The 23,355-nt window shown below is 72.3% G+C and carries 25 protein-coding genes and 1 pseudogene; 18 read left to right on the forward strand and 8 right to left on the reverse strand.

The annotated features are described in order from the left end of the window. From ABT288_RS17825 to ABT288_RS17845, 5 genes and pseudogenes are all read left to right on the forward strand, one after another. A pseudogene (locus ABT288_RS17825) lies at window positions 1-1,236 on the forward strand (hypothetical protein); the annotation flags it as partial. A gap of 147 nt (window positions 1,237-1,383) precedes the next feature. Further along, window positions 1,384-2,313: an ABC transporter ATP-binding protein gene (locus ABT288_RS17830; RefSeq protein ID WP_351608286.1), complete on the forward strand. Its 930-nt coding sequence runs from the start codon at window positions 1,384-1,386 to the stop codon at window positions 2,311-2,313. Continuing rightward, complete coding sequence (locus ABT288_RS17835) at window positions 2,310-3,041, forward strand: ABC transporter permease (RefSeq protein ID WP_351608288.1); 732 nt, start codon at window positions 2,310-2,312, stop codon at window positions 3,039-3,041. Before ABT288_RS17830 ends, ABT288_RS17835 begins: the two co-directional genes overlap by 4 nt. A 5-nt stretch (window positions 3,042-3,046) precedes the next feature. Further along, window positions 3,047-4,237: a sensor histidine kinase gene (locus tag ABT288_RS17840; protein ID WP_351608437.1), complete on the forward strand. Its 1,191-nt coding sequence runs from the start codon at window positions 3,047-3,049 to the stop codon at window positions 4,235-4,237. After that, window positions 4,234-4,848: a response regulator gene (locus tag ABT288_RS17845; RefSeq protein WP_351608291.1), complete on the forward strand. Its 615-nt coding sequence runs from the start codon at window positions 4,234-4,236 to the stop codon at window positions 4,846-4,848. Before ABT288_RS17840 ends, ABT288_RS17845 begins: the two co-directional genes overlap by 4 nt. Window positions 4,849-4,852: 4 nt before the next feature. Here ABT288_RS17845 and ABT288_RS17850 read toward each other — a convergent pair whose 3' ends face one another. Both ABT288_RS17850 and ABT288_RS17855 read right to left on the reverse strand, forming a co-directional pair. Then, the gene (locus tag ABT288_RS17850; RefSeq protein ID WP_351608294.1) at window positions 4,853-5,719 is read right to left on the reverse strand and encodes a transglutaminase family protein; all 867 of its coding nucleotides are present in this window, start codon (window positions 5,717-5,719) and stop codon (window positions 4,853-4,855) included. A 28-nt stretch (window positions 5,720-5,747) separates the two neighbouring features. Continuing rightward, the gene (locus ABT288_RS17855; protein WP_351608296.1) at window positions 5,748-6,863 is read right to left on the reverse strand and encodes a GNAT family N-acetyltransferase; all 1,116 of its coding nucleotides are present in this window, start codon (window positions 6,861-6,863) and stop codon (window positions 5,748-5,750) included. A 140-nt stretch (window positions 6,864-7,003) separates the two neighbouring features. Between ABT288_RS17855 and fdxA the strand changes: the two genes are divergently transcribed. Together fdxA and ABT288_RS17865 are read left to right on the forward strand one after the other, a co-directional pair. Beyond that, window positions 7,004-7,324, forward strand: a complete 321-nt coding sequence (gene fdxA, locus ABT288_RS17860; protein WP_018561461.1) for a ferredoxin — start codon at window positions 7,004-7,006, stop codon at window positions 7,322-7,324. Between the two features lie 124 nt (window positions 7,325-7,448). Further along, window positions 7,449-8,546, forward strand: coding sequence for a bifunctional succinyldiaminopimelate transaminase/glutamate-prephenate aminotransferase (locus ABT288_RS17865; protein ID WP_351608299.1), 1,098 nt, complete (start codon window positions 7,449-7,451; stop codon window positions 8,544-8,546). 79 nt (window positions 8,547-8,625) lie between these two features. On the opposite strand, the gene ABT288_RS17870 is transcribed toward ABT288_RS17865, so the two are convergent. After that, on the reverse strand, window positions 8,626-9,042 hold the full coding sequence (locus ABT288_RS17870; RefSeq protein WP_351608301.1) for an ATP-binding protein: 417 nt from the start codon (window positions 9,040-9,042) through the stop codon (window positions 8,626-8,628). Between the two features lie 288 nt (window positions 9,043-9,330). Next, the gene (locus ABT288_RS17875; RefSeq protein WP_351608303.1) at window positions 9,331-10,323 is read right to left on the reverse strand and encodes a VldE C-terminal domain-containing protein; all 993 of its coding nucleotides are present in this window, start codon (window positions 10,321-10,323) and stop codon (window positions 9,331-9,333) included. Between the two features lie 98 nt (window positions 10,324-10,421). On the opposite strand from ABT288_RS17875, the gene dapE reads away from it, so the two are divergent. Further along, window positions 10,422-11,501, forward strand: a complete 1,080-nt coding sequence (gene dapE / locus ABT288_RS17880) for a succinyl-diaminopimelate desuccinylase (RefSeq protein ID WP_351608305.1) — start codon at window positions 10,422-10,424, stop codon at window positions 11,499-11,501. Window positions 11,502-11,645: 144 nt separating this feature from the next. After that, on the forward strand, window positions 11,646-12,404 hold the full coding sequence (locus ABT288_RS17885) for an LOG family protein (protein WP_351608307.1): 759 nt from the start codon (window positions 11,646-11,648) through the stop codon (window positions 12,402-12,404). A gap of 62 nt (window positions 12,405-12,466) precedes the next feature. Here ABT288_RS17885 and folP read toward each other — a convergent pair whose 3' ends face one another. Then, the gene (gene folP, locus ABT288_RS17890; RefSeq protein WP_351608310.1) at window positions 12,467-13,327 is read right to left on the reverse strand and encodes a dihydropteroate synthase; all 861 of its coding nucleotides are present in this window, start codon (window positions 13,325-13,327) and stop codon (window positions 12,467-12,469) included. 137 nt (window positions 13,328-13,464) lie between these two features. Here folP and ABT288_RS17895 point away from each other — a divergent pair, with 137 nt between their 5' ends. Together ABT288_RS17895 and ABT288_RS17900 are read left to right on the forward strand one after the other, a co-directional pair. Further along, entirely contained in the window at window positions 13,465-13,821 is a 357-nt protein-coding gene (locus ABT288_RS17895; RefSeq protein ID WP_351608312.1) for a DivIVA domain-containing protein, read from the forward strand. After that, window positions 13,818-14,408: a DNA-3-methyladenine glycosylase I gene (locus ABT288_RS17900; RefSeq protein WP_351608315.1), complete on the forward strand. Its 591-nt coding sequence runs from the start codon at window positions 13,818-13,820 to the stop codon at window positions 14,406-14,408. Before ABT288_RS17895 ends, ABT288_RS17900 begins: the two co-directional genes overlap by 4 nt. Before the next feature lie 125 nt (window positions 14,409-14,533). On the opposite strand, the gene chcB is transcribed toward ABT288_RS17900, so the two are convergent. Next, a complete protein-coding gene (chcB, locus tag ABT288_RS17905; RefSeq protein WP_351608317.1) occupies window positions 14,534-15,337 on the reverse strand; it encodes a 2-cyclohexenylcarbonyl CoA isomerase in 804 nt (267 codons plus the stop codon). A 62-nt stretch (window positions 15,338-15,399) separates the two neighbouring features. On the opposite strand from chcB, the gene ABT288_RS17910 reads away from it, so the two are divergent. Then, complete coding sequence (locus ABT288_RS17910; RefSeq protein ID WP_351608320.1) at window positions 15,400-15,564, forward strand: hypothetical protein; 165 nt, start codon at window positions 15,400-15,402, stop codon at window positions 15,562-15,564. Window positions 15,565-15,708: 144 nt separating this feature from the next. Continuing rightward, entirely contained in the window at window positions 15,709-15,876 is a 168-nt protein-coding gene (locus ABT288_RS17915; protein WP_018544333.1) for a DUF3117 domain-containing protein, read from the forward strand. An 84-nt stretch (window positions 15,877-15,960) separates the two neighbouring features. On the opposite strand, the gene ABT288_RS17920 is transcribed toward ABT288_RS17915, so the two are convergent. After that, window positions 15,961-16,659 carry an O-methyltransferase gene (locus ABT288_RS17920; RefSeq protein ID WP_351608440.1) on the reverse strand — a complete coding sequence of 233 codons (699 nt, stop codon included), beginning with the start codon at window positions 16,657-16,659 and terminating at the stop codon, window positions 15,961-15,963. A 246-nt stretch (window positions 16,660-16,905) separates the two neighbouring features. Between ABT288_RS17920 and sigE the strand changes: the two genes are divergently transcribed. From sigE to ABT288_RS17945, 5 genes are all read left to right on the forward strand, one after another. Next, window positions 16,906-17,616, forward strand: coding sequence for an RNA polymerase sigma factor SigE (gene sigE / locus ABT288_RS17925; RefSeq protein WP_351608322.1), 711 nt, complete (start codon window positions 16,906-16,908; stop codon window positions 17,614-17,616). Next, window positions 17,613-18,665, forward strand: coding sequence for a zf-HC2 domain-containing protein (locus tag ABT288_RS17930; protein ID WP_351608325.1), 1,053 nt, complete (start codon window positions 17,613-17,615; stop codon window positions 18,663-18,665). The genes sigE and ABT288_RS17930 overlap by 4 nt, the downstream gene beginning before the upstream one ends. 145 nt (window positions 18,666-18,810) lie before the next feature. Then, on the forward strand, window positions 18,811-20,640 hold the full coding sequence (locus ABT288_RS17935; protein WP_351608327.1) for a trypsin-like peptidase domain-containing protein: 1,830 nt from the start codon (window positions 18,811-18,813) through the stop codon (window positions 20,638-20,640). An 84-nt stretch (window positions 20,641-20,724) separates the two neighbouring features. Beyond that, window positions 20,725-21,174: a sec-independent translocase gene (locus ABT288_RS17940; RefSeq protein WP_351608328.1), complete on the forward strand. Its 450-nt coding sequence runs from the start codon at window positions 20,725-20,727 to the stop codon at window positions 21,172-21,174. 269 nt (window positions 21,175-21,443) lie between these two features. After that, a complete protein-coding gene (locus ABT288_RS17945; RefSeq protein ID WP_351608329.1) occupies window positions 21,444-22,109 on the forward strand; it encodes a hypothetical protein in 666 nt (221 codons plus the stop codon). Window positions 22,110-22,197: 88 nt separating this feature from the next. On the opposite strand, the gene ABT288_RS17950 is transcribed toward ABT288_RS17945, so the two are convergent. After that, entirely contained in the window at window positions 22,198-23,331 is a 1,134-nt protein-coding gene (locus tag ABT288_RS17950) for an Mrp/NBP35 family ATP-binding protein (RefSeq protein ID WP_351608332.1), read from the reverse strand. Window positions 23,332-23,355 lie beyond the last annotated feature (24 nt).

Consider the following 23,355-nt stretch of genomic DNA (forward strand, 5'->3'; position numbering starts at 1 on the left):
GGCGGCGGACCCGCCGGACCCGGCGCCCCGGCTGCCGGCCCCGGCCCGAGCGGTCTCGGCCCGGGCGGCGGGCTCAGCGACGACACCGCGATCCTCACCCCGCAGAAGCCGGCCCCCGAACCGGGCACGCCCGGCTACCGCCCGGCCGACAACGTCTCCGGACACACCGTCACCAGCGGCATCCCGGTGGTCCCCGGAGCCGGTGCCTCCTCGTTCGGCGGCACGGCCCCGCAGGCCCCGGCCAAGCCGGAGTCCTCCGGCGCGCCCAAGGCACAGGCCAAGCCGAAGAAGAAGGGCCGCAGCAAGCTGGTGCTCCTGGGCGCCGGCGTGGTCGTCGTCGCGGGCGGTGCCTACGGCGCCGGACTGCTGATGAACCACACCGACGTGCCCAAGGGCACCACGGTCCTCGGCGTGGACATCGGCGGCGGCACCCGTGACGACGCCGTCAAGAAGCTCGACGACGCCTTCGGCAGCCGGGTGAACAAGCCGCTGAAGCTCTCCGTCGGCGGCAACACGGTCACCCTCACCCCGGAGAACGCCGGTCTCCAGTTCGACTTCCAGGCCACCGTGAGCCAGGCCGCGACCAGCGACTACAACCCCGTTCACGTCATCGGCTCCCTCTTCGGGCAGAAGCGGGTGATCGAGCCCGACATGCCGGTGGACGAGGAGAAGCTCCAGGCCGCGCTCCAGCAGGCCGGCGGCGGCTCCGGCTCGGTCGTCGAGGGCGGCATCGACTTCAAGCCGGGCCAGGCGGTCGCCGTCTACGGCAAGGCGGGCAAGGCCATCGACGCCGCCCAGTCGACCCAGGCGGTCGAACAGGCCTACCGCACGCTGGTGGAGACGGGCACGGCGACCCCGGTCACCGTGCCGACGACGACCAAGCAGCCGACGGTGTCGAACGCGGCGGTCGACCAGGAGATGAAGCTGTTCGCGAAGCCGGCGATGTCGGCCAAGGTGACCGTGTCGGCGGGCCCGGGGCACGTGGTGCTGATGAGCCCGGAGAAATCGCTCTGGAAGTTCCTCAGGGTGGTGCCCACCGCCGACGGCAAGCTGGTCGACAAGCCCGACCTGAACGCCCTGAAGCAGCTCTACCGCGGGGCCTTCGACGGCGTGCTCATCACCCGCGCCAACGGCAAGAAGACGGCCGTCACCCCGCAGGACGTCTATGTCGCCCTGCGCCAGGCCCTGATGAGCACCACCAACCGGGTCGCGGTCATCGACACCAACCCCAAGTAGCCGCGCCACACACGGCAGGGGGCGTCCGGCGTTCAGCGGGCGCCCCCTTCGCCGTCCCCGTCACCCGTTCGGCATGACATCTGTCATCCGGCACTCAGGACCCCCGACACTGCCCGGCACCCGGCCCGCGCCGCGAGCATGGTTGCCATGACGACAACTGCGGCACCGGCCACCACCACCCCGGTGGTCGGCTTCGACCAGGTGACCAAGACGTACGGGAGCGTGCGGGCCGTCGACGGGCTCTCGCTCCGGCTGTACCCGGGCGAGACCGTCGCCCTCCTCGGCCCGAACGGGGCCGGCAAGTCCACCACCCTCGACCTGCTCCTCGGTCTCAAGCACCCCGACAGCGGCACGGTGAACCTCTTCGGCGGCACCCCGCGTGACGCGATCGTCGCCGGGCGGGTCGGGGCGATGCTGCAGAGCGGCGGGCTGATGGACGAGGTCACCGTCGAGGAACTGGTCAAGCTGGGCTGTTCGCTGCACCCGAAGCCGTACAAGGCCGCGGACGTGATGGCCCGCGCGGGCATCGCGCAGATCGCCGACCGCAAGGTCAACAAGCTCTCCGGCGGCCAGGCCCAGCGTGTCCGCTTCGCCCTCGCCACCGCCGGCGACAGCGACCTGATCATCCTGGACGAGCCGACCACCGGCATGGACGTCTCCGCCCGCCAGGCCTTCTGGGCCACCATGCGCGAGCAGGCCGACCAGGGCCGTACGATCCTCTTCGCCACCCACTACCTCGAAGAGGCCGACGCCATCGCCGACCGGGTTCTGGTGCTGCACCGCGGCCGGCTCCTCGCCGACGGCACCGCCGCCGAGATCAAGGCCAAGGCCGGCGCCCGCCGCGTCTCCTTCGACCTGGAGGGCGAGATCGACGAGGCCGCCCTGCGCGCCCTGCCGTTCCTGACGTCGATCGACGTGTCGGGCCAGACCGTCCGCATCCAGTCGTCCGACGCCGACGCCACCGTGCACGCCCTGTACGGCCTCGGTGTCTACCCCCGCAACCTCGAAGTCGCCGGTCTCGGTCTGGAGCAGGCCTTCGTCGCCATCACGGAGGCCGAGGAGGCCAAGCAGTCATGAACGCCCTGATCAAGCTGGAGCTCACCCGGGCCCTGCGCAACCGCAAGTTCCTGTTCTTCTCGGTGATCTACCCATCGGTGATCTTCCTGCTCGTCTCCAACCAGACGGGTGACGTCGACGGCACCGGCCTGAGCGTCGCGAAGTACGTCATGGTCTCCATGGCCTCCTTCGGCGCCCTGACCGCCGTCCTGATGGGCAACAGCGAGCGCATCGCCAAGGAGCGGGAGGGCGGCTGGGTACGGCAGCTGCGGCTCACCCCGCTGCCCGGGCGCGGGTACGTCCTCGCCAAGACCGCCGGCGCCGCCGTCGTCAGCCTGCCGTCCATCGTGGTCGTCTTCCTGGTCGCCGCGGCCGTGAAGGACGTACGCCTGGACGCCTGGCAGTGGGCCGCGCTCACCGGGGCGATCTGGGCCGGCAGCCTGGTCTTCGCCGCGCTCGGCGTCGCCATCGGCTACCTCGCCTCCGGGGACGCGGTCCGCCCGATCACGATGATCGTCTACTTCGGGCTGTCGATCCTCGGCGGCCTGTGGATGCCGTCCTCCTCCTTCCCGACCTGGCTGCAGGACATCGCGAAGTGGCTGCCCACGCACGCGTACGCTGCACTGGGGCGGGCGATCGAGCAGAGCCAGGCTCCCCACGCCCAGGACATCGCCATCCTCGTCGCCTTCTTCCTGATCTTCGCGGGCGGCGCGGCCTGGCTGTACCGGAAGGACACGCTGAAGGCGTGAGCACGATGACGGAAGACCCGCGGGCCTGCGAGCGGCGGCCGGAGCACCAGGTGCGGATCGGCCAGGGGCCGCGCAACCGGCGCGAGCTCGTGGTCAAGACGCTGTGGATCGGGGTCTGGCTGGTCTTTCTCAGCTCCCCGGTCCAGGATCTGACCAGCGGCCGGCACACCGCGGGCGGCACGGTGGCGGGCGCGCTCGGCCTGACCGCCTTCGTCGTCACCTACCTGTCGCTGGTCTTCCGCAACATGGGGCGGCCCTTCTCGCCGAGGATCGTCGTCTCGATGATCTCGGTCATGGCCGTCCTCGCCCCCCTCCTGGTCTACACGCTCGGTCCCGCCTGGCTCGGCCTGTTCGTCTACCTCTCCGTCGCCTGCGGGGCCACCATGCCGGTCCGGGCCGCGTTCTGCGCGATCCCCGCGGCGACCGTGATGATGGTCCTCGTCGGACTGCGCTGGCACGAGAAGCCGGACGTGACCCTGCTCCTCGTCCCGATGATCGGGTTCGCGATGATCGGCGTCGGCCAACTTGTCCGTACGACCGTCGAGCTGCGCAAGGCCCGGGCCACCGTCGCCCAGCTCGCCGCGAACGAGGAGCGGCTGCGCCTCGCCCGCGACCTGCACGACCTGCTCGGCCACTCGCTCTCCCTGATCACGCTGAAGAGCGAGCTGGCCGGCCGGATGCTGCCCGACCAGCCCGACAAGGCGGCCCAGCAGGTCGCCGACATCGAACAGGTCAGCCGGCAGGCCCTGGTCGACGTCCGGGAGGCCGTCACCGGCTACCGGCGCCCCCGGCTCGCCGCCGAGCTCGCCGGTACCCAGGTCGCCCTGACCGCCGCCGGGGTCATCGCCGAGGTGCCCGCCGAGCCCGATCTCGACGGCGTCCCCGAGGAGTCGGAGTCCGCGCTCGCCTGGGCGCTGCGCGAGGCGGTCACGAACGTGGTCCGGCACAGCGGCGCCGACAAGTGCCTCGTCCAGCTCACCCGCCGCCAGACCCTGGACGGCGCGATGCTCGAACTCTCCGTCGAGGACAACGGATCCGGCGGCTCCGGCAGCGGACCCGGCAACGGTCTGATCGGCCTCACCGAGCGGCTGGAGAAGGCCGGCGGCACCCTGGAGGCGGGCCGGATCAGGCACGGGTTCCGGCTGGTCGCCCGCGTCCCCGCGGCCCCTGTGGGGGACGTAGGATCCGGGGCATGACGAGCACGATCAAGGTCCTTCTCGCCGAGGACCAGTCGATGGTCCGCGAGGCCCTGGCCGCGCTGCTCGGCCTGGAGGAGGACATCGAGGTCGTCGCCCAGGTCGCGCGCGGCGACCAGGTGCTGGCCGCCGTCGGCGCGCACGGCGTGGACGTGGCGCTGCTCGACATCGAGATGCCCGGCTGCACCGGCATCGAGGCGGCGGCCCAGGTCCACCGGGAGTTCCCGCAGGTCAAACTGGTCGTCCTGACGACCTTCGGCCGCCCCGGCTATCTGCGCAGCGCCATGGAGGCGGGCGCCGACGCCTTCCTCGTCAAGGACGCCCCGGCCGCACAGCTCGCCGAGGCCATCCGCAAGGTGCTCTCCGGCGAGCGGGTCATCGACCCCACGCTCGCCGCCGCCGCGCTCGCCGAGGGCGCGAACCCGCTCACCGAGCGCGAACGCGAGGTGCTGCGCGCGGCCGCCGACGGCTCCACCAACGCCGAACTGGCCAGGGCCCTCCACCTCTCCCAGGGCACGGTCCGCAACTACCTCTCCACGGCCATCCAGAAACTGGCGGTACGCAACCGGGCGGAGGCGGTGCGGACGGCGAGGGAGAAGGGCTGGCTCTGAGGGGTCAGTTGAGCATCGCGCGCGCGGTGTGCGCCTGCTGCCGTGCCGTCCGCGCGGTCGACTCGTCCACCACCTCGATCAGGTCCGCGTAGTACTCCAGCTCTTCCGCGCCCGAGGCGAACTCCCCGCGCTGCACCAGAAGCTGCCCGCGCTCGTACCGCAGCCGGGCCGGATGCGAGGGCACCAGCAGCGCCAGCTCCACGGCCCACAGCGCCACGTCCGACCGCTCGGGCCGGGCCGAGGCCCACGCGCGGATGTTGTTCAGGATCCGCTGGACGACCTCCAGCGGCGCCGCGGGCTCCAGCATCGAGGCGTCCAGCGGCGCTCCCGTGGCCCCCACCACGAGCATCTCCGCATCGGCCCCGGTCAGCAGCCGTCCCCCGTCGAACGGATCGGCCAGCACCTGTTCCTCCGCCGGCCCGAAGCCGACCACGAAGTGCCCCGGCAGCGCGACGCCGTACACCGGGGCCCCGGCCCGCCGCGCGGCCTCCAGCCACACCACCGACAGCAGGATCGGCAGCCCGCGCCGCCGGCGCAGCACCTCGTGCAGCAGGGAGGACTCCAGCCGGTCGTAGTCGGCCGGGGTGCCGTGGAAGTCGTACCGGCCGCCGAGCAGCCGACGTACGGCCTCCGCCCACGCGTGCGGCCCGCCCGGCCGGTACGGCAGCTCGCCCGCCAGCCGGTCCAGCTCCAGCTGCGCGGCGTCGATCCCGGCCTCGTCCAGCGAACCGTCCGCCTCGGCGCCGATCAGCAGGCACAGCGCCGACAGATCCGGCCGCTCGGACCGCGCCTCCTCGGCGAACCTCCGGCGCAACTCGGCCGACCGCTCCGGCGGGGGCGGGTACGGCGGCGGCAGATACGGGTGACGCATGCCAGGCTCATGCCCTTCCACGGCGCTTCTACGACCCGCCCGGCCGGGAATCGCCCGCCGGGCTCCGGCCGGGATCGGTGGCCGCTCGCGTGTGCCGGTGTGCGCCCGTGACCGCGTCCGTCTCGTGGTTCCGGTCGTCGGACTCCGGCGCCTCCGGTGCGCGGTAGTGGTGGTACGTGTGGTGCGGGGTGAAGCCGAGGGCGGTGTACAGCGCGCGGGCCTCCTCGTTGTCCGTCTCGACCTGCAGCCAGGCCGCCGAGGCACCCTCGTCCAGCGCCCGCCGGGCCAGCGCGGCCATCACCTCGGTGGCGAGCCCCTGCCGGCGGCGCCCGGGATCCACCTCGACCGCCGCGAACCCGGCCCACCGCCCGTCCACGACACACCGCCCGATCGCCGCCGGAGGCTCACCCCCGGCACCGGGCACGGTCGCGAACCACACCGACGGAGCCCCGCCGAGCACCCGCAGGGCCACCTCGCTCACCCCCTTGCGCCGGTACCGGGCGAGCCACGCCTCGTCCGCCTGCCGGGACAGCACCACACCGGTGCCCTCGGCCCGGTCCGCGACCGGCGCCAGGGCACCGGTCCACACCTCGGCGGTCACCTCCCGCACCCAGCCGCGCCGTTCCAGCTCCGCGCACAGCAGCTCCTGCGTGCCCTCGGCGCCGGTGGCCGTCTGGACGTAGGCGGGCAGGCCACGCTCGCCGTACCAGCGTCGTACGGCTGCCAGGGCCGCGTCGAGGGGAAGGCCGGGGTCGCCGAGCGGCAGCACGCTGTTGGCGCGCCGCGTGAACCCGCCGGCGGCCCGCAGCTCCCACTCACCGAGCCGCTCGCTCTCGAGCGGCTGCCAGCCGCGCGCGCAGACCCGCGCGAGTTCCTCGTACGAGGCGGCGGGGCCCCGGCGCCGCGCCGGGGCGGCCGGTACGACCTTGCCCGCGACCAGTGCGGACTCGGCGATCCGCACGCTCTGCCCGTCCCGGCGTGTGATCATGAGCACGCCAGCATCCCATGATGTGAGAACACCCACCGTGTCGGTGAACTTCTCTTGCGCCGCACCAGTTTCGCTCAAGCGCCGTACGGAGACACGTTTTCCCACGTCAGAAGGGGTGATGCGGACTTCCAAGTGTCCTGTCGCCGAGATTTCCACTGGTCAGTTCACCCCTCCTGTTCGGATCATGCTCCGGAACGGAGATACTAGGGGCGGGCATCGACGACGCCGCGCTCCCGCGCGCCAGGCGGCGGAGCCTGAGGAGGCCCGCCAGCGCCCTATCGAGGAGGAACGACAGCGTGACCTACGTCATCGCGCAGCCTTGTGTCGACGTCAAGGACAAGGCGTGCATCGAGGAGTGCCCGGTCGACTGCATCTACGAGGGCCAGCGGTCCTTGTACATCCACCCGGACGAATGCGTCGACTGTGGTGCCTGTGAGCCGGTCTGCCCGGTCGAGGCGATCTTCTACGAGGACGACACTCCGGAGGAGTGGAAGGACTACTACAAGGCGAACGTCGAGTTCTTCGACGAGCTGGGCTCTCCCGGCGGTGCCAGCAAGCTGGGGCTGATCGAGCGCGACCACCCCTTCATCGCCGCGCTGCCGCCGCAGGGCGAGTGACCGTCTGAGCGCCAAGCGGCCCGCACCAACCGCGCCGCCTCGGTCCCGTACGGCCCGATCGCCCAGATCGCGGCCGTACGGGACCGAGGCGTTTGCCGCCACCGACGAAAGAGAGCCACCGACCGTGTCCGCAGTCTCCGACCGCCTGCCGACCTTCCCCTGGGACAAGCTCGAGCCGTACAAGAAGACGGCCGCGGCGCACTCGGACGGGATCGTCGACCTCTCCGTGGGCACCCCGGTCGACCCGGTGCCCGAACCGATCCAGAAGGCCCTGATCGACGCGGCCGACTCCCCGGGCTACCCGACCGTCTGGGGCACCCCTGCGCTGCGCGACGCGATCACCGGCTGGCTCCGGCGCCGCCTCGGTGCCCAGGACGTGACCCACCGCCACGTCCTGCCGGTCGTCGGCTCCAAGGAACTGGTCGCCTGGCTGCCGACCCAGCTCGGCCTCGGCCCCGGCGACAAGGTGGCCTACCCGCGCCTCGCCTACCCCACCTACGAGGTCGGCGCCCGCCTGGCCCGCGCCGACTACGAGGTCTACGACGACCCGCGCGACCTCGACCCGGCCGGCCTGAAGCTCCTGTGGCTGAACTCCCCGTCCAACCCGACGGGCAAGGTCATCCCGAAGGAGGACCTGACCGGCATCGTGGCCTGGGCCCGCGAGCACGGCGTCCTGCTGTTCTCCGACGAGTGCTACCTGGAACTGGGCTGGGAGGCCGACCCGGTCTCCGTCCTGCATCCGGACGTCAACGGCGGCTCCTACGACGGCATCGTCGCCGTCCACTCCCTCTCCAAGCGCTCCAACCTGGCGGGCTACCGCGCGGCTTTCATCGCCGGCGACCCGGCCGTCCTGGGCCCGCTGCTGGAGATCCGCAAGCACGGCGGCATGATGACCCCGGCGCCGACCCAGGCGGCCGTGGTGGCGGCCCTCGGCGACGACGAGCACGTCCGCGTCCAGCGCGAGCGTTACGCGGCCCGCCGCGACGCCCTGCGGACCGCGCTGCTGGGCCACGGCTTCCGCATCGAACACAGCGAGGCGAGCCTCTACCTCTGGGCCACCCGCGACGAGTCCTGCTGGACCACGGTCGCCCACCTGGCCGACCTGGGCATCCTCGTCGCCCCCGGCGACTTCTACGGCGAGGCGGGCGAGAAGTTCGTCCGCGTGGCCCTGACGGCAACGGACGAACGCGTCCAGGCAGCGGTGACGCGCCTGACGGCGTAGAGCCCGCCGTACCGGCAGCACACACAAGGCAACGGGGCCCAGGGAAGTCCCTGGGCCCCGTCAGCGGTCGAAGCGGCGCTCAGCCACCCAGCGGCAGGCCCTGCACCGGCAGGTCAGTCGCCCCGCCCTTCGTTGCGTCGGACGCGGCGCCCCCGAGGACTTCCCCCGCCGCCCCGGCAGCGCCGCCGGCGGCCCGCTGCGCCACCGGGGCCGCCTTCTTCACGGCACCGCCGCCGGTCTTGGCCGCGGCCGGCACCGTCTGCTCGACCGCCTTGCCGCCCGCGTGGCCCGCGAGCGAGGTGACGTTCTGCGCGGCACCGTCGACGCTGTTGGCGACGTGCGCTCCGTCCAGGGCGGTCAGACCACCCACGTTCGGGGCCGCCGCCGGCAGGTTCGTGGCCGCACCGGCGGAGCCGGCCGCACCGACCCCGGCTGCCGCTCCCGCTGCGACGAGCAGCGCGGCACGGGCGATCCGGCGGGTCAGAGGGAGGGACATGATGCTCCATTCGACGGAAGAGAACGGTGTTGTGTGTCCGGTCCGTGTCGTGGCCCGGACGCCGTGACTACCGCTCGAAGCCCGCGAAGGTTGCGGAGGCCCCAGGTAAAGAATGGATAACGCATCGCATTATCAGGTGTGGATAAAAACGGGCAAAGAACGTCTGCCCGAAATCCCGCAGAATCCTTACGGCCCTTGATTTTCCGGGGAACTCGCAAGGCGGCACGCCTCCCGTCCCCGCCGCCGCCCCGACCGGCGCCGTACAACCCCTGGGAGGGATCTCCCGTACTACTGTCCGGTGACGATCCGGACGGTCCCCAGGGACGCCCCCGCACCGCCGGTCCCGTCCGAAGCGGCCGGCTTCCACTGCCCGCCGCCGCTTCCCGCGGCCCACTCCCGCCCCGCGTACGCCACCCGCTGGATGTGCAGCGCCGAGGAGTTGGCCACGGCCCACTGCGCGAGCTGCCAGCCCCGCTGCCGCTCGCCGCGCCCGATCGCGTCCACCTTCGTGCCCTGCGGCACCGGCACGGTCACGGTCCGCCCCTGAGCGGTCGCGGTCACGCTGGGTGAGGGAGAAGGCGGCGGCACGGGCGTACCGCCCACCTCCGCACCGGTCTCCTGCAGCGCGTCCCGCCCGAAGTCCCGTACCAGCGCGGCCCGTACCGCGTCCGGACCCGTCGCCGAGGCCGTGGTCTCCGGGCGCCCGTCGCAGGTCAGCGTGGCCGCCGAGCGCCCGGTCAGCGCCGCCGCCAGCAGCTGCGCGTCCGGCTCGTGCTTGGCGTACGCCTCCGGGTAGCCGCTGTGCTGGACCTCCTGGGCCGCCCTGGTCAGCGGCAGACCGGTGTAGTCCGGCACCTTGGCCAGGTGTGCGTAGAAGATGCCCGCCGCGTACGCCGGGTCCATGATCTGCTGTGCGGTGCCCCAGCCCTGCGAGGGCCGCTGCTGGAACAGGCCCAGCGAGTCCCGGTCGCCGTGCTCGATGTTGCGCAGCCCGGACTCCTGCAGAGCGGTCGCCAGCGCGATCGTCACCGCCCGCTCGGGCATCCCGCGCCCGGTGCCGACCGCCGCGATCGTCGCCGCGTTCACCGCCTGCTCCGGCGTGAACTCGTACGACGTTCTGTCACCGTCGTCCGAGACCACCTTGCAGCCGTGCGCTCCGCCGCCTCCGGTGACGTACTGCACCACGAGGTACGCGGCGACGCCGCACAGGACCAACAGGGCCGCACCGAAACGGAGGAGGCGGCCGCGACGCTTGGGACGGGTGGGGGACGGCTCTGGCACGCGTACAAGGTACTTGAGGCCCGGCGGGAGCTCACGGGGGGTTACCGGGACAGCGCTTACCCGCCGCCCCCGGCAGGCGGCGCGCTAGGGTCGACGCCATGGCCGACACCTCGCTTGACCTCACGCTCGACGCCGCCGCGCTCACCGCGCAGCTCGTGGACTTCGCTTCCGAGAGCGGCACCGAGAAGCCGCTCGCGGACGCGATCGAGACCGCCCTGCGCGCCCTGCCGCACCTGACGGTCGACCGCTACGGCAACAACGTCGTCGCCCGTACGCACCTGGGCCGCGCCGAGCGGGTGGTCCTGGCCGGCCACATCGACACGGTCCCGATCGCGGACAACGTGCCCTCACGCCTGGACGAGGACGGCGTGCTCTGGGGCTGCGGCACCTGCGACATGAAGTCGGGCGTCGCGGTGCAGCTGCGCATCGCGGCCACGGTCCCCGCCCCCAACCGCGACCTGACCTTCGTCTTCTACGACAACGAGGAGGTCGCCGCCGAACTCAACGGCCTCAAGCGCGTGGCCATGGCCCACCCGGAGTGGCTCGAGGGCGACTTCGCGGTCCTGCTGGAGCCCTCCGACGGCGAGGTCGAGGGCGGCTGCCAGGGCACCCTGCGGGTGCTGCTGAAGACGAAGGGCGAGCGTGCCCACTCGGCACGCTCCTGGATGGGCTCCAACGCCATCCACGCGGCGTCCCCGATCCTGGCCCGGCTGGCCGCCTACGAGCCCCGCTACCCCGTGATCGACGGCCTGGAGTACCGCGAGGGCCTGAACGCGGTGGGCATCAGCGGCGGCGTCGCCGGCAACGTCATCCCCGACGAGTGCGTGGTGACGGTCAACTTCCGCTACGCCCCCGACCGCACCGAGGAGGAGGCGATCGCCCACGTCCGCGAGGTGTTCGCGGACTGCGGCGTGGAGGAGTTCGTGGTCGACGACCACAGCGGCGGCGCGCTGCCCGGGCTCTCCCACCCGGCCGCCGCGGCCTTCATCGAGGCGGTGGGCGGCACCCCCCGCCCCAAGTACGGCTGGACCGACGTCTCCCGCTTCTCCGCGCTGGGCATCCCGGCCGTCAACTACGGCCCCGGCAACCCGCACTTGGCCCACAAGCGGGACGAGCGGGTGGAGACGGCGAAGATCCTCGCGGGCGAGGAACGCCTGCGCACCTGGCTCACCGCGTAGGAGGCGGTGAGCTGCCGCAGGGCGGCGCAAGGCGCCGTAAGACGCCCCTACGGCGCACGCGTGCCGGACATGCGCTTGTCCCCCCTCCGTAACCGACGTGGATCTACGCTGAGGTGGAACCACCCCCGAGCGGAGGGAGCGCACATGCCTACCGGCAACCCCGAGGGGAAGAAGATCCCGCCGGACGAGCAGCGGCTCGGACCGGTCCTCCGGCGGCGCGGGCAGGTGACGGCCAGCACGACCGACCAGCGCCTGCTGGACGCCGGCGGCCCCTCGGACTGGGTCCACACCGACCCCTGGCGCGTGCTCCGCATCCAGTCGGAGTTCATCGAGGGCTTCGGCACGCTGGCCGAACTCCCGCCCGCCATCAGCGTGTTCGGCTCGGCACGTACGCCGGTGGACTCGCCGGAGTACGACGCCGGGGTGCGGCTCGGCCGGGGCCTGGTGGAGGCGGGCTGGGCCGTCATCACGGGCGGCGGGCCGGGCGCGATGGAGGCGGCCAACAGGGGCGCCTGTGAGGCGGGCGGCGTCTCGGTCGGCCTCGGCATCGAGCTGCCCTTCGAGCAGGGGCTGAACCCCTACGTCGACATCGGGCTGAACTTCCGCTACTTCTTCGTCAGAAAAATGATGTTCGTGAAGTATGCCCAGGGGTTCGTGGTTCTGCCCGGCGGCCTCGGCACCCTCGACGAACTCTTCGAGGCGCTGACCCTGGTCCAGACCCAGAAGGTCACCCGCTTCCCGATCGTCCTCTTCGGCAGCGAGTACTGGGGCGGCCTGGTGGCCTGGCTGGAGAACACCCTGGTGGCCCAGGGCAAGGCGGCGGAGAAGGACCTGCTGCTGTTCCACGTCACGGACGAGGTGGACGAGGCGGTGGCCCTGGTGTCGAAGGAGGCGGGCCGCTAGCGCGGGGCTTCGGCCGTGTGGTGGGCAGGACGGGTACCCAGGGGGCGGAGCCCGCTGGGTACCTAGGCCAGACCCCGCCGGGCCACCGCGGGGACCCGGTGCCCGGCGATCGACGCCACCATCTCCAGCACCTGCCGGGTCTCCGCCACCTCGTGCACCCGGTACACCTGCGCCCCGAGCCACGCGGACACCGCGGTCGTCGCCAGCGTACCGATCAACCGCTCCTTCACCGGACGGTCCAGCGTCTCCCCGACGAAGTCCTTGTTGGACAGCGACACCAGCACCGGCCATCCCGTGGCGGCCATCTCGTCCAGCCGCCGCGTCGCCTCCAGGCTGTGCCGCGTGTTCTTCCCGAAGTCGTGCCCGGGATCGATCAGCACCGACTCCCGCGGCACCCCGAGCGCGACCGCCCGCTCGGCCAGACCCACGGTGACGTCGAGGATGTCGGCCATCACGTCCTCGTACGTCACCCGATGCGGGCGCGTACGCGGCTGCACACCCCCCGCATGCGTGCACACCAGCCCCACCTGGTACCGCCCGGCGACCTCCGCGAGCCCCGGATCGACGCCACCCCACGCGTCGTTCAGCAGATCCGCTCCCGCCGCGCACACCGCCTCGCCGACCTCGGCCCGCCAGGTGTCCACGCTGATGACCACGTCCGGGAAGCGCCGCCGTACCTCGGCCACGAAACCGACCGTCCGCCGCGCCTCCTCCTCGGCCGTGACCTCCTCGCCCGGCCCGGCCTTCACCCCGCCGATGTCGATGATCGCGGCGCCCTCGGCCACGGCCTGCTCCACGCGGGCGAGGGCCGGCTCGTCACGGAACGTGGCCCCTCGGTCGTAGAAGGAGTCCGGAGTCCGGTTCACGATCGCCATGATCACCGGCTCATGGGGCCCGAATTCCCGCTTGCCCAGCCTGAGCATCAGCTGTGACCTCTCCTCGTACGTCCCGCGGTACAACCGCCTGTGACCCTAACTGTCCGACTCGCATGGCACGATCGGACCCAGACAGTTTCAGCGTCCGGCACAAACGTCCGGCACGGAGCGTGGGGACCCTGGCGATGGTGATGTTCTTGTTCCTGGTCGTCGCGCTGGCCGTCGTGGTCGGCGCGGTGACACTCGCCGTGGTGGGCGGCAGCGGAAGCGGCCCGCTGCCCGAGGTGGCACCCGAGCGGCTGCAGGACCCGCTGCCCCCGGACCGCCCGGTGAACCGCGCGGACGTGGACGGCCTGCGCTTCCCGGTCGCCCCGCGCGGCTACCGCATGGCGGACGTCGACGACGCCCTCGGCCGGATCGGTGCCGAGCTCGCCGAGCGGGACGCCCGTATCGCCGACCTGGAGTCGGCGCTGGCAGGCGCCAGAGCCGCGGCGGCCCACGTCCACATGGAGAAGCCCGAGCGCCCCGAGGACCGGCGATGAGCGACGGCGCCGCCCGCGCCGGGCCCGACGGTGCCCTGCGCTGCCCCTGGGCCCTGTCCACCGACGACTATGTGTCGTACCACGACGAGGAGTGGGGCCGCCCGGTGCACGGCGACGACGCCCTCTTCGAGCGGGTCAGCCTGGAGGCCTTCCAGTCGGGCCTGTCCTGGATCACGATCCTGCGCCGCCGCGAGGGCTTCCGTGCCGCCTTCGCCGGCTTCCGCATCGAGAAGGTCGCCGCGTTCACGGACGAGGACCGCGAGCGCCTGCTGGCGGATGCGGGCATCATCCGCAACCGCGCCAAGATCGACGCCACGCTCGCCAACGCGCGCGTGCTCGCCGACTGGGCGGAAGGCGAGCTGGACGAGCTGATCTGGTCCCACGCACCCGACCCGGCCGGCCGCCCGGCCCCGAGGACCCTCGCCGATGTCCCGGCCGTGACCCCGGAGTCCACGGCCCTGTCCAAGGCCCTGAAGAAACGGGGCCTCGGATTCGTCGGCCCGACGACGGCGTACGCGCTGATGCAGGCCTGCGGCCTGGTCGACGACCACCTGGAAGCGTGCGTGGCGAGAGGAGCGGGTGCCTGACCAGGCCGCCCCGAGTTCGAGGCGGTGCGGCCGGGCCGGTGGCGCCATGAGCTCTTCGGACGGGGGCTGCCGGGGCCGACGATTTGAGTGGCTGACGGCGGTGTCCCATCGGCCCGGACGGCGCCTCACCGGCCCAGGTACTTCGGCTTCTCCTTGTTCACGAACGCCTCCACGGCGATCGCGTGGTCCTCGGACCGGCCGGCCCGGGTCTGCAGCTCGTCCTCCTTCTCCAGGGTCTCGGTGAGGGAGTGCGTGAGGCCGTAGGCCACCGCCTCCTTGAGGGCCGCGTACGCCACGGTCGGGCCCTCGGCCAGCGCCCGCGCCGTCTTCTCGGCCTCGGCGCGCAGCTCGGCCGCGGGGACGACCCGGTTGGCGATGCCCAGCTCCAGCGCGTCCTGGGCGCTGATGCTGCGCGGGAAGAGCAGCAGGTCGGCGGCGCGGCTCGGGCCGATCACCCGGGGCAGGGTCCAGGAGATCCCGGAGTCGGCGGTCAGCGCGACACCGGCGAAGGAGGTGTTGAAGGCGGCCGTGTCGGCGACCAGCCGGTAGTCCGCGGCGAGCGCGAAGCCGAAGCCGGCCCCGGCCGCGACCCCGTTCACCGCGGCGACCACCGGCTTGGGCGCCCCGGCGAGGGCCCGCACGATCGGGTTGTAGTGCTCCTTGACCGTGCTCATCGTCTGCCCGGACCCGGTCTCGCGGTCCGCCGCGAGCAGCCCGATGTGCTCCTTGAGGTCCTGGCCGACGCAGAACGCCCGGTCCCCGGCGGCGGTCAGCAGGATCGCCCGTACGGCCGTGTCGCCTGCCGCGGATTCCGCCGCCTCCCGGAGGGCGACCTTGGTCGCGACGTTCAGCGCGTTCATCGCCTCGGGGCGGTTCAGCGTGATCGTCGCGAGTCCGTCGCTCACCTCGTAGAGCACGGTGTCGGCCATGGCGCATCCCCTCCGGTTCGCGGGTGACGTACCGCTCAGTACGTCCTGGTATGAAGGACAGCATGGCGGAGATCGCCGCCCAAGGGCCGGACCGGACATGTGACCTGGATCAAAGAAAACCAGAGCGGAGCCGACCGCTGGATCTCCGTGCGGCGGTGCAGTATCGCAGCCACATCGCCGAATTGGGTGGTTTTGCTCGCGCGCGTTGCCCAAGCGATGCCGACTGATGTTGGTCATCGGGTCCTGCCATGCGGGATAATGGCTGGGAAGCAATGTGTTCGATGCCGGTGTCGCGTGTCCGTTACGGAACCGCGGATGCCCTCCCAGGGCTCTCGGCAGACGATGAGCTGGTTTCAGGAAGGGGAACGAGCATGGCGGCCATGAAGCCGCGGACGGGTGATGGCCCGCTCGAGGTGACCAAGGAGGGGCGGGGCATCGTCATGCGCGTTCCGCTCGAAGGCGGCGGTCGACTCGTCGTCGAGCTGACCCCTGACGAGGCCGAGGCGCTCGGCGACGCCCTCAAGAAGGTCGTCGTCTGACATCCCAGCGATCTTGTCCTTCGGACTGCCCCGGCATCGTACGCGGTGCCGGGGCAGTCGCGTGTCCCGTCCCGCGGCGGCCGGTCATCGCTTGACGGCGCACAGCAGCCCGTCGCCCACCGGCAGCAGCGAAGGGACGAGCTCCTGGCTCTCGCGCACCGCGCGCAGCAGCTCCCGCAGCCGCAGCACCTCCGTGGGCTGGGGGCCCGAGTCCACCGTACGGCCGTTGGCGAAGACGCCCTCGAAGACCACCAGACCGCCCGGCCGCAGCAGGCGCAACGATTCAGCGAGGTAGTCCAGGTACTCCAGCCGGTCGCCGTCGCAGAAGACGAGGTCGTAGCCGGCGTCCGCGAGCCGGGGGAGTACGTCCAGGGCGCGGCCCGGTATGAAGCGGGCCCGGTTGCTGGCGAAACCGCAGGCGCGGAAGGCCTGCCGGGCGAACTGCTGGTGCTCCGGCTCCGGGTCGACCGTGGTGAGCACGCCGTCCGGGCGCATGCCGTGCAGCAGATGGATTCCGGACACCCCGCAGCCCGTGCCGATCTCCGCCACCGCCTTCGCGTCCACGGAGGCGGCGAGCAGTCGCAGCGCGGCGCCGGTGCCGGGCGACACCGAGCGCAGGCCTGCGTCGCGGGCCCGGTCTCGGGCCCACCGCAGCGCCTCGTCCTCGGCGACAAAGGCGTCGGCGAACGCCCAGCTCGTCTGCCGGTTGCCGGTAATGACCCTCTCCTGTCCCCGTGGTTGCCTGGGCGTGACTGTATCCGTTGGCGCCGGGAACCCGCAGATGGGACCGGGCGTTTAAAGGGGGGAGACGGTGGCCCGGGATGTGAGGGGGGCAGGACGGGAGTGCAAGGGGTGGATCAGGACGCCGAGCGACAGCTGACGCAGCCGTATGAGCCGTATCAGCCCAGATCAAATTCTCGTAAAACCGCTTATGGGGAGCTAACGGGCGAGGTGGCTATGGTAGGGGCTCCACTGGACACCACCAGAGCTGACAGGGGAGGTGCGGCTGCGCCCGGAGACCGGGGTGGAGTGCTGCGGCGCTTCCTCGGGTCGGCGGGCAGGCCGAAATCCGTGACCGACACCGCTGCTGACCACCACGCCGGTTTCGCCGCAGGCGAGGCCCAGACCGCGACCTTCTCCACCGACGCGGACGGGCAGGCGTGGACTCCGCCCACGTGGGAGGAGATCGTCAGCACGCACAGCGGCCGGGTCTACCGGCTGGCCTACCGTCTGACCGGCAATCAGCACGACGCCGAGGACCTCACCCAGGAGGTCTTCGTCCGCGTCTTCCGTTCCCTGTCCACGTACTCGCCGGGCACCTTCGAGGGCTGGCTGCACCGCATCACGACCAACCTCTTCCTGGACATGGTCCGGCGCAAGCAGCGCATCCGCTTCGACGCCCTCGGCGACGACGCGGCCGAGCGCCTGGCCAGCCGCGAGCCCACCCCGCAGCAGCTCTTCAACGACGCGCACTTCGACGCCGACGTCCAGCAGGCCCTGGACACCCTCGCGCCCGAGTTCCGCGCCGCCGTCGTCCTGTGCGACATCGAGGGACTGTCGTACGAGGAGATCGCCGCGACCCTCGGCGTCAAGCTCGGCACGGTCCGCTCCCGTATCCACCGTGGTCGCTCCCAGCTCCGCAAGGCCCTCGCGCACCGTTCCCCGGAGGCCCGGGCGGCCGAGCGGCGCTCCTTCCTGACCCGTGTCCCCGCTCTGGGGGGAGGGGGCGCGACCGCGTGAGTGGATCCCGGCCCAAACCTGCGGAGGCACACCTCGCAGAGCAGCACCTGGGAGACCGGCTCTCCGCCCTGGTGGACGGAGAGCTCGGTCATGAGTCGCGTGAGCGGGTCCTCGCGCACCTGGCCACCTGTGCCCGGTGCAAGGCGGAGGCGGACGCCCAGCGCCGGCTGAAGAACGTGTTCGCGGAGGCGGCCCCGCCGCCTCCCTCGGCGAGCCTCCTGGCCCGCCTGCAGGGCCTCCCCGGAGGAGGTGACCTGGACGGCGACGGAATGTCGCCGCCCGGGGGACTCTTCGGCCGCGGCTCGGGGGGCGACGAACTCCCCGGGGCGTCGGGCGTCTCCGGCGTCTTCGGGGTCTTCGGAGTGAGGCGCGGCGACCGCTTCGCGTTCGGTTACGTCCCCGCCCGCCCGCACGGCCCCGCGCATCCGGACAGCCCTGTCCCGGCCGCCGAGGAGCGCGGCTTCCGTATCCATCCCGTCGGCCGACCGGACGACGGCCGCTCCGCCTCGCGCGGTCTGCGGTTCGCGTTCGCCGCCGCCGGTGCGGTGTCGCTGGCCGCGGTCGCCCTCGGCGGCGTGACCACCGCCATCCCCGGTGACACCACCGCGGACGGCCGCGGCGGCTCCGGCACCGGCAACAACGTGATCCCGGCGCGTTCGGCGGGCACCGGGGCGGGCTCGGGGGCGGCCACGCCGGACGGCCAGCGCCGCCGCTCGTTGGGGCCGTTGTTCGCCCAGGGCGGTACACAGTTCGGACCGATGCCGGCCGTCCCCACCTCGATGACCGCGCCGCTGGTGCCCGGACTGCCGACCCCCGCCACCGGTCGGACCCAGGGCGACGCCACCACGAGCGGACTGGCCGCGCCGGTGATGGCCGGTGCGGCCGCGGTCTCCCCGCTGATACGTCCGCTCGACGACACGGTGGTGTACCCGCTCAACGCCTGGTCCGCCGTTCCCGGAGTGAACGGCTCCGGCCTGCTGTCCGCCCCCGCGCCCGGCGCCACCCCCGCCGCCACGCCATCCCCCTCCGCACCCGACCGGACCCCCTGATCTGCCCCCGACCGGCCACTACGCCACGGCCCGTGAACCTGGTTGAATCCGGTGAGGGCCGTTCCCGCGGCGATGACCCGGGGGCGTAGTCGACGTTCCGCGGCCGCCGCCGAAGCGTGCGGCCGCGGCCAGCCGTGGGGAGAGCATGAACGAGGGGAACCGTGTCCCACCGGAGGACGACCCGGAGGGTACGGCGGGGGCGACACCGACCGACCGGACCGACACCGCGGAGCGGGAGAGCGCCGGGCAGCGTCGGACGCCGGGTGGCATCGGGTCGGCCGGGGCCGACGGGGACTTCGAGCTGGCCAAGCCGGTGCCGGGGGCGACGGCAGGTGCCGAGGCGGATGAGGCCACCGGGGCCGACGTGTCGGTCGAGCAGCCCGGGGAAGGCGCCTGGGCGGCTCCCGGCGAGCGGCCGAAGCCGTTGCACGACCCCGACCCCTACAGCACCCCGCCGTACGGCGAGCCGGGCCCCTGGGCGCCCGCACCGCCCGTACAGCACCCGGCGGTCACCGCGGCCCAGGGAACACCCGTGCCGCCCCCTACGGCTCCGCCCACGCCACCCCTGAGCACGGCACCGGGGGCTCCGGCGTTCGAACCCGGACCGCCCACACCGGGAGCCGGGACACCCGTACCCGGCGGCACCACTCCCGTCCCGGCACCCGAGGCGCCCGAGCCCGGCGCTCCGGCCGCCGGTCCTCCGGCCCCCGGCGCCCCCGCGGGTGCCCCGGCGCCGCCCCCCTCGGGAGGGGAGGCGGCTCTGCGTTATGACCCCTGGGCTGTGGGGTCCCCCAAGGAGCAGGTATGGGGGCAGGGGGCGTTGCAGCAGAGCGGTGTGGGGGTGCTGACGGACACGCAGCGCAAGCGGCGGGGGAAGAGGCTGTTGGTCGTGTGGACCCTCGTGGTCGCCGTCGTCTCCGCGGGTATCGGCGGGGTGGCCGGTGCCTGGGTCGAGCGCCACGGGCTGGGCGACGACGTCCACCTGCCGCAGGCGGGGCACGTGCCCGCCGGGCGGGCGCCGGACAGCGTGGCGGGGATAGCCGCCCGCGCGCTGCCCAGTGTCGTCACCCTGCACGTCACCGGGACCGAGCAGAGCGACACCGGCACCGGCTTCGTGCTCGACACCCAGGGGCACATCCTCACCAACAACCACGTCGTCGCGCCGGCCGGATCAAGCGGCGCCATATCCGTGACGTTCAGCAGCGGCGACACCGTCAAGGCCGAGGTGGTCGGCCACGACAGCGGCTACGACCTCGCCGTCGTCCAGGTCCACGGCCTGACCGGGCTCACCCCGCTGCCCCTCGGCAACTCCGACGACGTCCGCGTCGGTGACCCCGTCGTCGCCATCGGCGCCCCCTTCGACCTCGCCAACACCGTCACCTCCGGCATCATCAGCGCCAAGGAGCGGCCCATCACGGCCGGAGAAGAGAAGGGCGACGGCAGTGACGTCTCGTATGTCGATGCGCTGCAGACCGACGCCCCCATCAATCCGGGCAACTCCGGTGGCCCGCTCCTCGACTCCCGGGCCCAGGTCATCGGCATCAACTCCGCCATCCGTTCCGCCGACGGCGGCTCCGACTCGGACAGCGGCCAGGCCGGTTCCATCGGTCTCGGTTTCGCCATCCCCGTGAACCAGGCCAGGCGTGTCGCCGAGGAGCTGATCAGCGACGGCCATGCGACCCACCCCGTGATCGGCGTCACGCTCGACATGGCGTACACCGGCGACGGCGCCCGTATCGACAGCAGGAGCGCGGGCGGCGGCCCCGCCGTGAGCAAGGGCGGCCCCGGTGAACAGGCCGGTCTCAAGGCCGGCGACGTCATCACCGAGGTCGACGGGCAGCCCGTGCACACCGCCGAGGAACTGATCGTCAAGATCCGCGCCCACCGGCCCGGTGACCAGCTGCGGCTGACGGTCCGACGCGACGGCACGGACCGGGAGGTCCCGCTCCGACTGGGCGCGGCGGAGCAGAACTGACACAAGTCTCACCTCGGGACGGTACCGGCCGGACAGCAACGCCGGGTACCGTTGAGCGACCGAGGACATCGCAAGGAGCGTCAGGTGTTCAATGACATAGGGCCACTGGAGCTGCTGACGATCATCGTGCTCGCGGTGCTCGTCTTCGGTCCGGACAAGCTCCCGAAGGTCATCCAGGACGTCACGCGCACGATCCGGAAGATCCGCGAGTTCTCGGAGAGTGCCAAGCAGGACATCCGCAACGAACTGGGTCCGGAGTTCAAGGACTTCGAGTTCGAGGACCTCAACCCGAAGACGTTCATCCGCAAGCAGCTGGACGGCGACGAGCTGGGCCTGAAGGAGATCCGCAACGGGTTCGACCTGAAGAAGGAGATGGCCGAGGTCACGGACGCCGTCAACGGGCGGGAGAGCGAAGCCGTCCCGTCGTCCGCGTCTTCTTCGGGTTCGGCCGCCTCGGGCCGTATCGACATGACCAAGAAGCCGGAGGAGCTCGCCAAGGACGAGCGGCCGCCCTTCGACGCGGACGCCACCTAGCGGACGCCACGTAGCGGACGCCACCCGGGCGCATCCTCCGGCGCCGACACGCGCACACGGGCGCATGCCGCGCACGTGACGCGTTTCATAGCACGCCCCCGTCGCACACGGCCTGAACAGGCCGTTCGCGCGACCCACGCATCCAGCGCCTGCCCTGAGCCTCTCACCGGTGTGGATATGCTGCCGAGTTGTTGTGCGGACCGGACGAGTACGCCCGAAGGGGGGCGGGCCACCGCCGGTCCGACGAGAGCGAGGAGGCGTCCGGGCAGATGGAGACGACGAGTCGGGTGGGCGCGCAGGCGCCGGCCGCGGAGGGTGCGCAGCAGCTCCCCTCCGCCCGGCGCACGGTCGACGGTTATCTGCAGGCATCCTTCCCCTGGTACGGCCTCGACGAGGCGTTCACCGGGCCGCGCTGGCTGATGCAGGTGGGGACGGCGGCCGACGGTGCCGTCGAGCACGGGTCGATCGGGCACGGCGACGAGCCCTCCGTGCGCGGCGAGGCCGGCTCCGCCGGTGAGCCGCGGGAGAAGTTCGCGGTGGTCGTCACCGTCGCCGCGCAGCCGTCCCGGAGGAGCGCCGACGGTACGGGGCTGCTGGAGGCCACGTCGGTCTCCTCGGCGGCGTGGCTGGCCGGGGTGGGGCTGCTGTCGTTCACGTGGCCCGGGCAGATGGACCACAGCCTGCGGGACGACTGGCTGGAGCAGCAGACCGAGACGGCGTGGGCTCTGGCCGACGATCTGGAGGGGCCGGAGTGGAGTCGGCTCTCCCTTCCGGTGGACGGGGTCGCCGCCTCCTTCCACTACCGGGAGTCCGAGTTCGGATGGGTGCTCGCCGGTACTACTGAGGCGGGGGTGCACTTGGGGGCGTACGGGCGGGGCATGAGCGCGTACGGTCTCGGGTTCGCCGTGGTGAAGGACGTTGCCGCCTACGCGTGACATCCGCGCACGCAGTCGACGAAGGGGCGCCGACCGATGTCGGCGCCCCTTCGTCGTCAAGGCCTTCAGCAGGCTCTTCGACGAGTCCTCAGAACTTGTTCCGCGGTGTGATCCCCAGCGACAGGCCCGACAGACCCCGCTGCCGGCCGCCGAGCTTCCCCGCGATCGCCCGCAGGGCCGAGCCCGCCGGGGAGTCCGGGTCGGTCAGGACCACCGGCTTGCCCTCGTCGCCGCCCTCGCGGAGGCGGACGTCGATCGGGATGTTGCCGAGCACCGGGACCGTCGTACCCGTGGTGCGGGTGAGGCCGTCGGCGACCACCTGGCCGCCGCCCGTGCCGAAGACGTCGACCATCTCGCCGCAGTGCGGGCAGGGCAGACCGGACATGTTCTCGACCACGCCGACGATCTTCTGGTGGGTCTGGACCGCGATGGAGCCGGCGCGCTCGGCGACCTCGGCCGCCGCCTGCTGCGGGGTCGTCACCACCAGGATCTCGGCGTTCGGGATCAGCTGGGCGACGGAGATGGCGATGTCGCCGGTGCCGGGGGGCAGGTCCAGGAGCAGGACGTCCAGGTCGCCCCAGTACACGTCCGCCAGGAACTGCTGGAGCGCCCTGTGCAGCATCGGGCCGCGCCAGACGACGGGCGCGTTGCCCGGGGTGAACATGCCGATGGAGATGACCTTCACGCCGTTCGCCGACGGCGGCATGATCATGTTCTCGACCTGGGTGGGACGGCCGTCCGCGCCCAGCATGCGCGGCACGCTGTGGCCGTAGATGTCGGCGTCGACGACGCCCACCTTCAGGCCGTCGGCGGCCATGGCGGCCGCCAGGTTCACCGTCACCGAGGACTTGCCGACGCCGCCCTTGCCGGAGGCGACCGCGTAGACACGGGTGAGATTGCCCGGCTTGGCGAAGGGGACCTCACGCTCGGCCTGGCCGCCGCGCAGGGCCGCCGCCAGCTCCCTGCGCTGCTCGTCGCTCATCACGTCGAGGGTGACGTCGACGCGGGTGACGCCCTCGACCCGGGAGACCGCCTCGGTGACGCGCTGGGTGATCGTCTCGCGCATGGGACAGCCGGAGACCGTCAGGTACACGGTGACGGCGACCGCGCCGTCATCCCCGATCTCCACCGATTTGACCATCCCCAGTTCGGTGATGGGTCGGTTGATCTCGGGGTCGTTCACCGTCGCCAGTGCCTCGCGCACCGCGTCTTCCGTAGCCATAAGGACGATGGTACGGCGCGCCGA

It is taken from the genome of Streptomyces sp. NPDC001093, from assembly GCF_040298985.1.
Lineage (GTDB): Bacteria > Actinomycetota > Actinomycetes > Streptomycetales > Streptomycetaceae > Streptomyces.

What these genes read in the sequence shown, in the direction of transcription:
- ABT288_RS17915 (WP_018544333.1), top strand. Translation starts at nt 15,709, where the DNA reads ATGGCGGCCATGAAGCCGCGGACGGGTGATGGCCCGCTCGAGGTGACC.
- ABT288_RS17885 (WP_351608307.1), top strand. Translation starts at nt 11,646, where the DNA reads ATGCCTACCGGCAACCCCGAGGGGAAGAAGATCCCGCCGGACGAGCAG.
- ABT288_RS17900 (WP_351608315.1), top strand. Translation starts at nt 13,818, where the DNA reads ATGAGCGACGGCGCCGCCCGCGCCGGGCCCGACGGTGCCCTGCGCTGC.
- dapE (WP_351608305.1), top strand. Translation starts at nt 10,422, where the DNA reads ATGGCCGACACCTCGCTTGACCTCACGCTCGACGCCGCCGCGCTCACC.
- ABT288_RS17835 (WP_351608288.1), top strand. Translation starts at nt 2,310, where the DNA reads ATGAACGCCCTGATCAAGCTGGAGCTCACCCGGGCCCTGCGCAACCGC.
- ABT288_RS17945 (WP_351608329.1), top strand. Translation starts at nt 21,444, where the DNA reads ATGGAGACGACGAGTCGGGTGGGCGCGCAGGCGCCGGCCGCGGAGGGT.
- ABT288_RS17845 (WP_351608291.1), top strand. Translation starts at nt 4,234, where the DNA reads ATGACGAGCACGATCAAGGTCCTTCTCGCCGAGGACCAGTCGATGGTC.
- ABT288_RS17910 (WP_351608320.1), top strand. Translation starts at nt 15,400, where the DNA reads ATGGCGGAGATCGCCGCCCAAGGGCCGGACCGGACATGTGACCTGGAT.
- ABT288_RS17850 (WP_351608294.1), bottom strand. Translation starts at nt 5,719, where the DNA reads ATGCGTCACCCGTATCTGCCGCCGCCGTACCCGCCCCCGCCGGAGCGG.
- ABT288_RS17895 (WP_351608312.1), top strand. Translation starts at nt 13,465, where the DNA reads ATGGTGATGTTCTTGTTCCTGGTCGTCGCGCTGGCCGTCGTGGTCGGC.
- ABT288_RS17950 (WP_351608332.1), bottom strand. Translation starts at nt 23,331, where the DNA reads ATGGCTACGGAAGACGCGGTGCGCGAGGCACTGGCGACGGTGAACGAC.
- ABT288_RS17935 (WP_351608327.1), top strand. Translation starts at nt 18,811, where the DNA reads ATGAACGAGGGGAACCGTGTCCCACCGGAGGACGACCCGGAGGGTACG.
- chcB (WP_351608317.1), bottom strand. Translation starts at nt 15,337, where the DNA reads ATGGCCGACACCGTGCTCTACGAGGTGAGCGACGGACTCGCGACGATC.
- ABT288_RS17830 (WP_351608286.1), top strand. Translation starts at nt 1,384, where the DNA reads ATGACGACAACTGCGGCACCGGCCACCACCACCCCGGTGGTCGGCTTC.
- folP (WP_351608310.1), bottom strand. Translation starts at nt 13,327, where the DNA reads ATGCTCAGGCTGGGCAAGCGGGAATTCGGGCCCCATGAGCCGGTGATC.
- ABT288_RS17840 (WP_351608437.1), top strand. Translation starts at nt 3,047, where the DNA reads ATGACGGAAGACCCGCGGGCCTGCGAGCGGCGGCCGGAGCACCAGGTG.
- ABT288_RS17870 (WP_351608301.1), bottom strand. Translation starts at nt 9,042, where the DNA reads ATGTCCCTCCCTCTGACCCGCCGGATCGCCCGTGCCGCGCTGCTCGTC.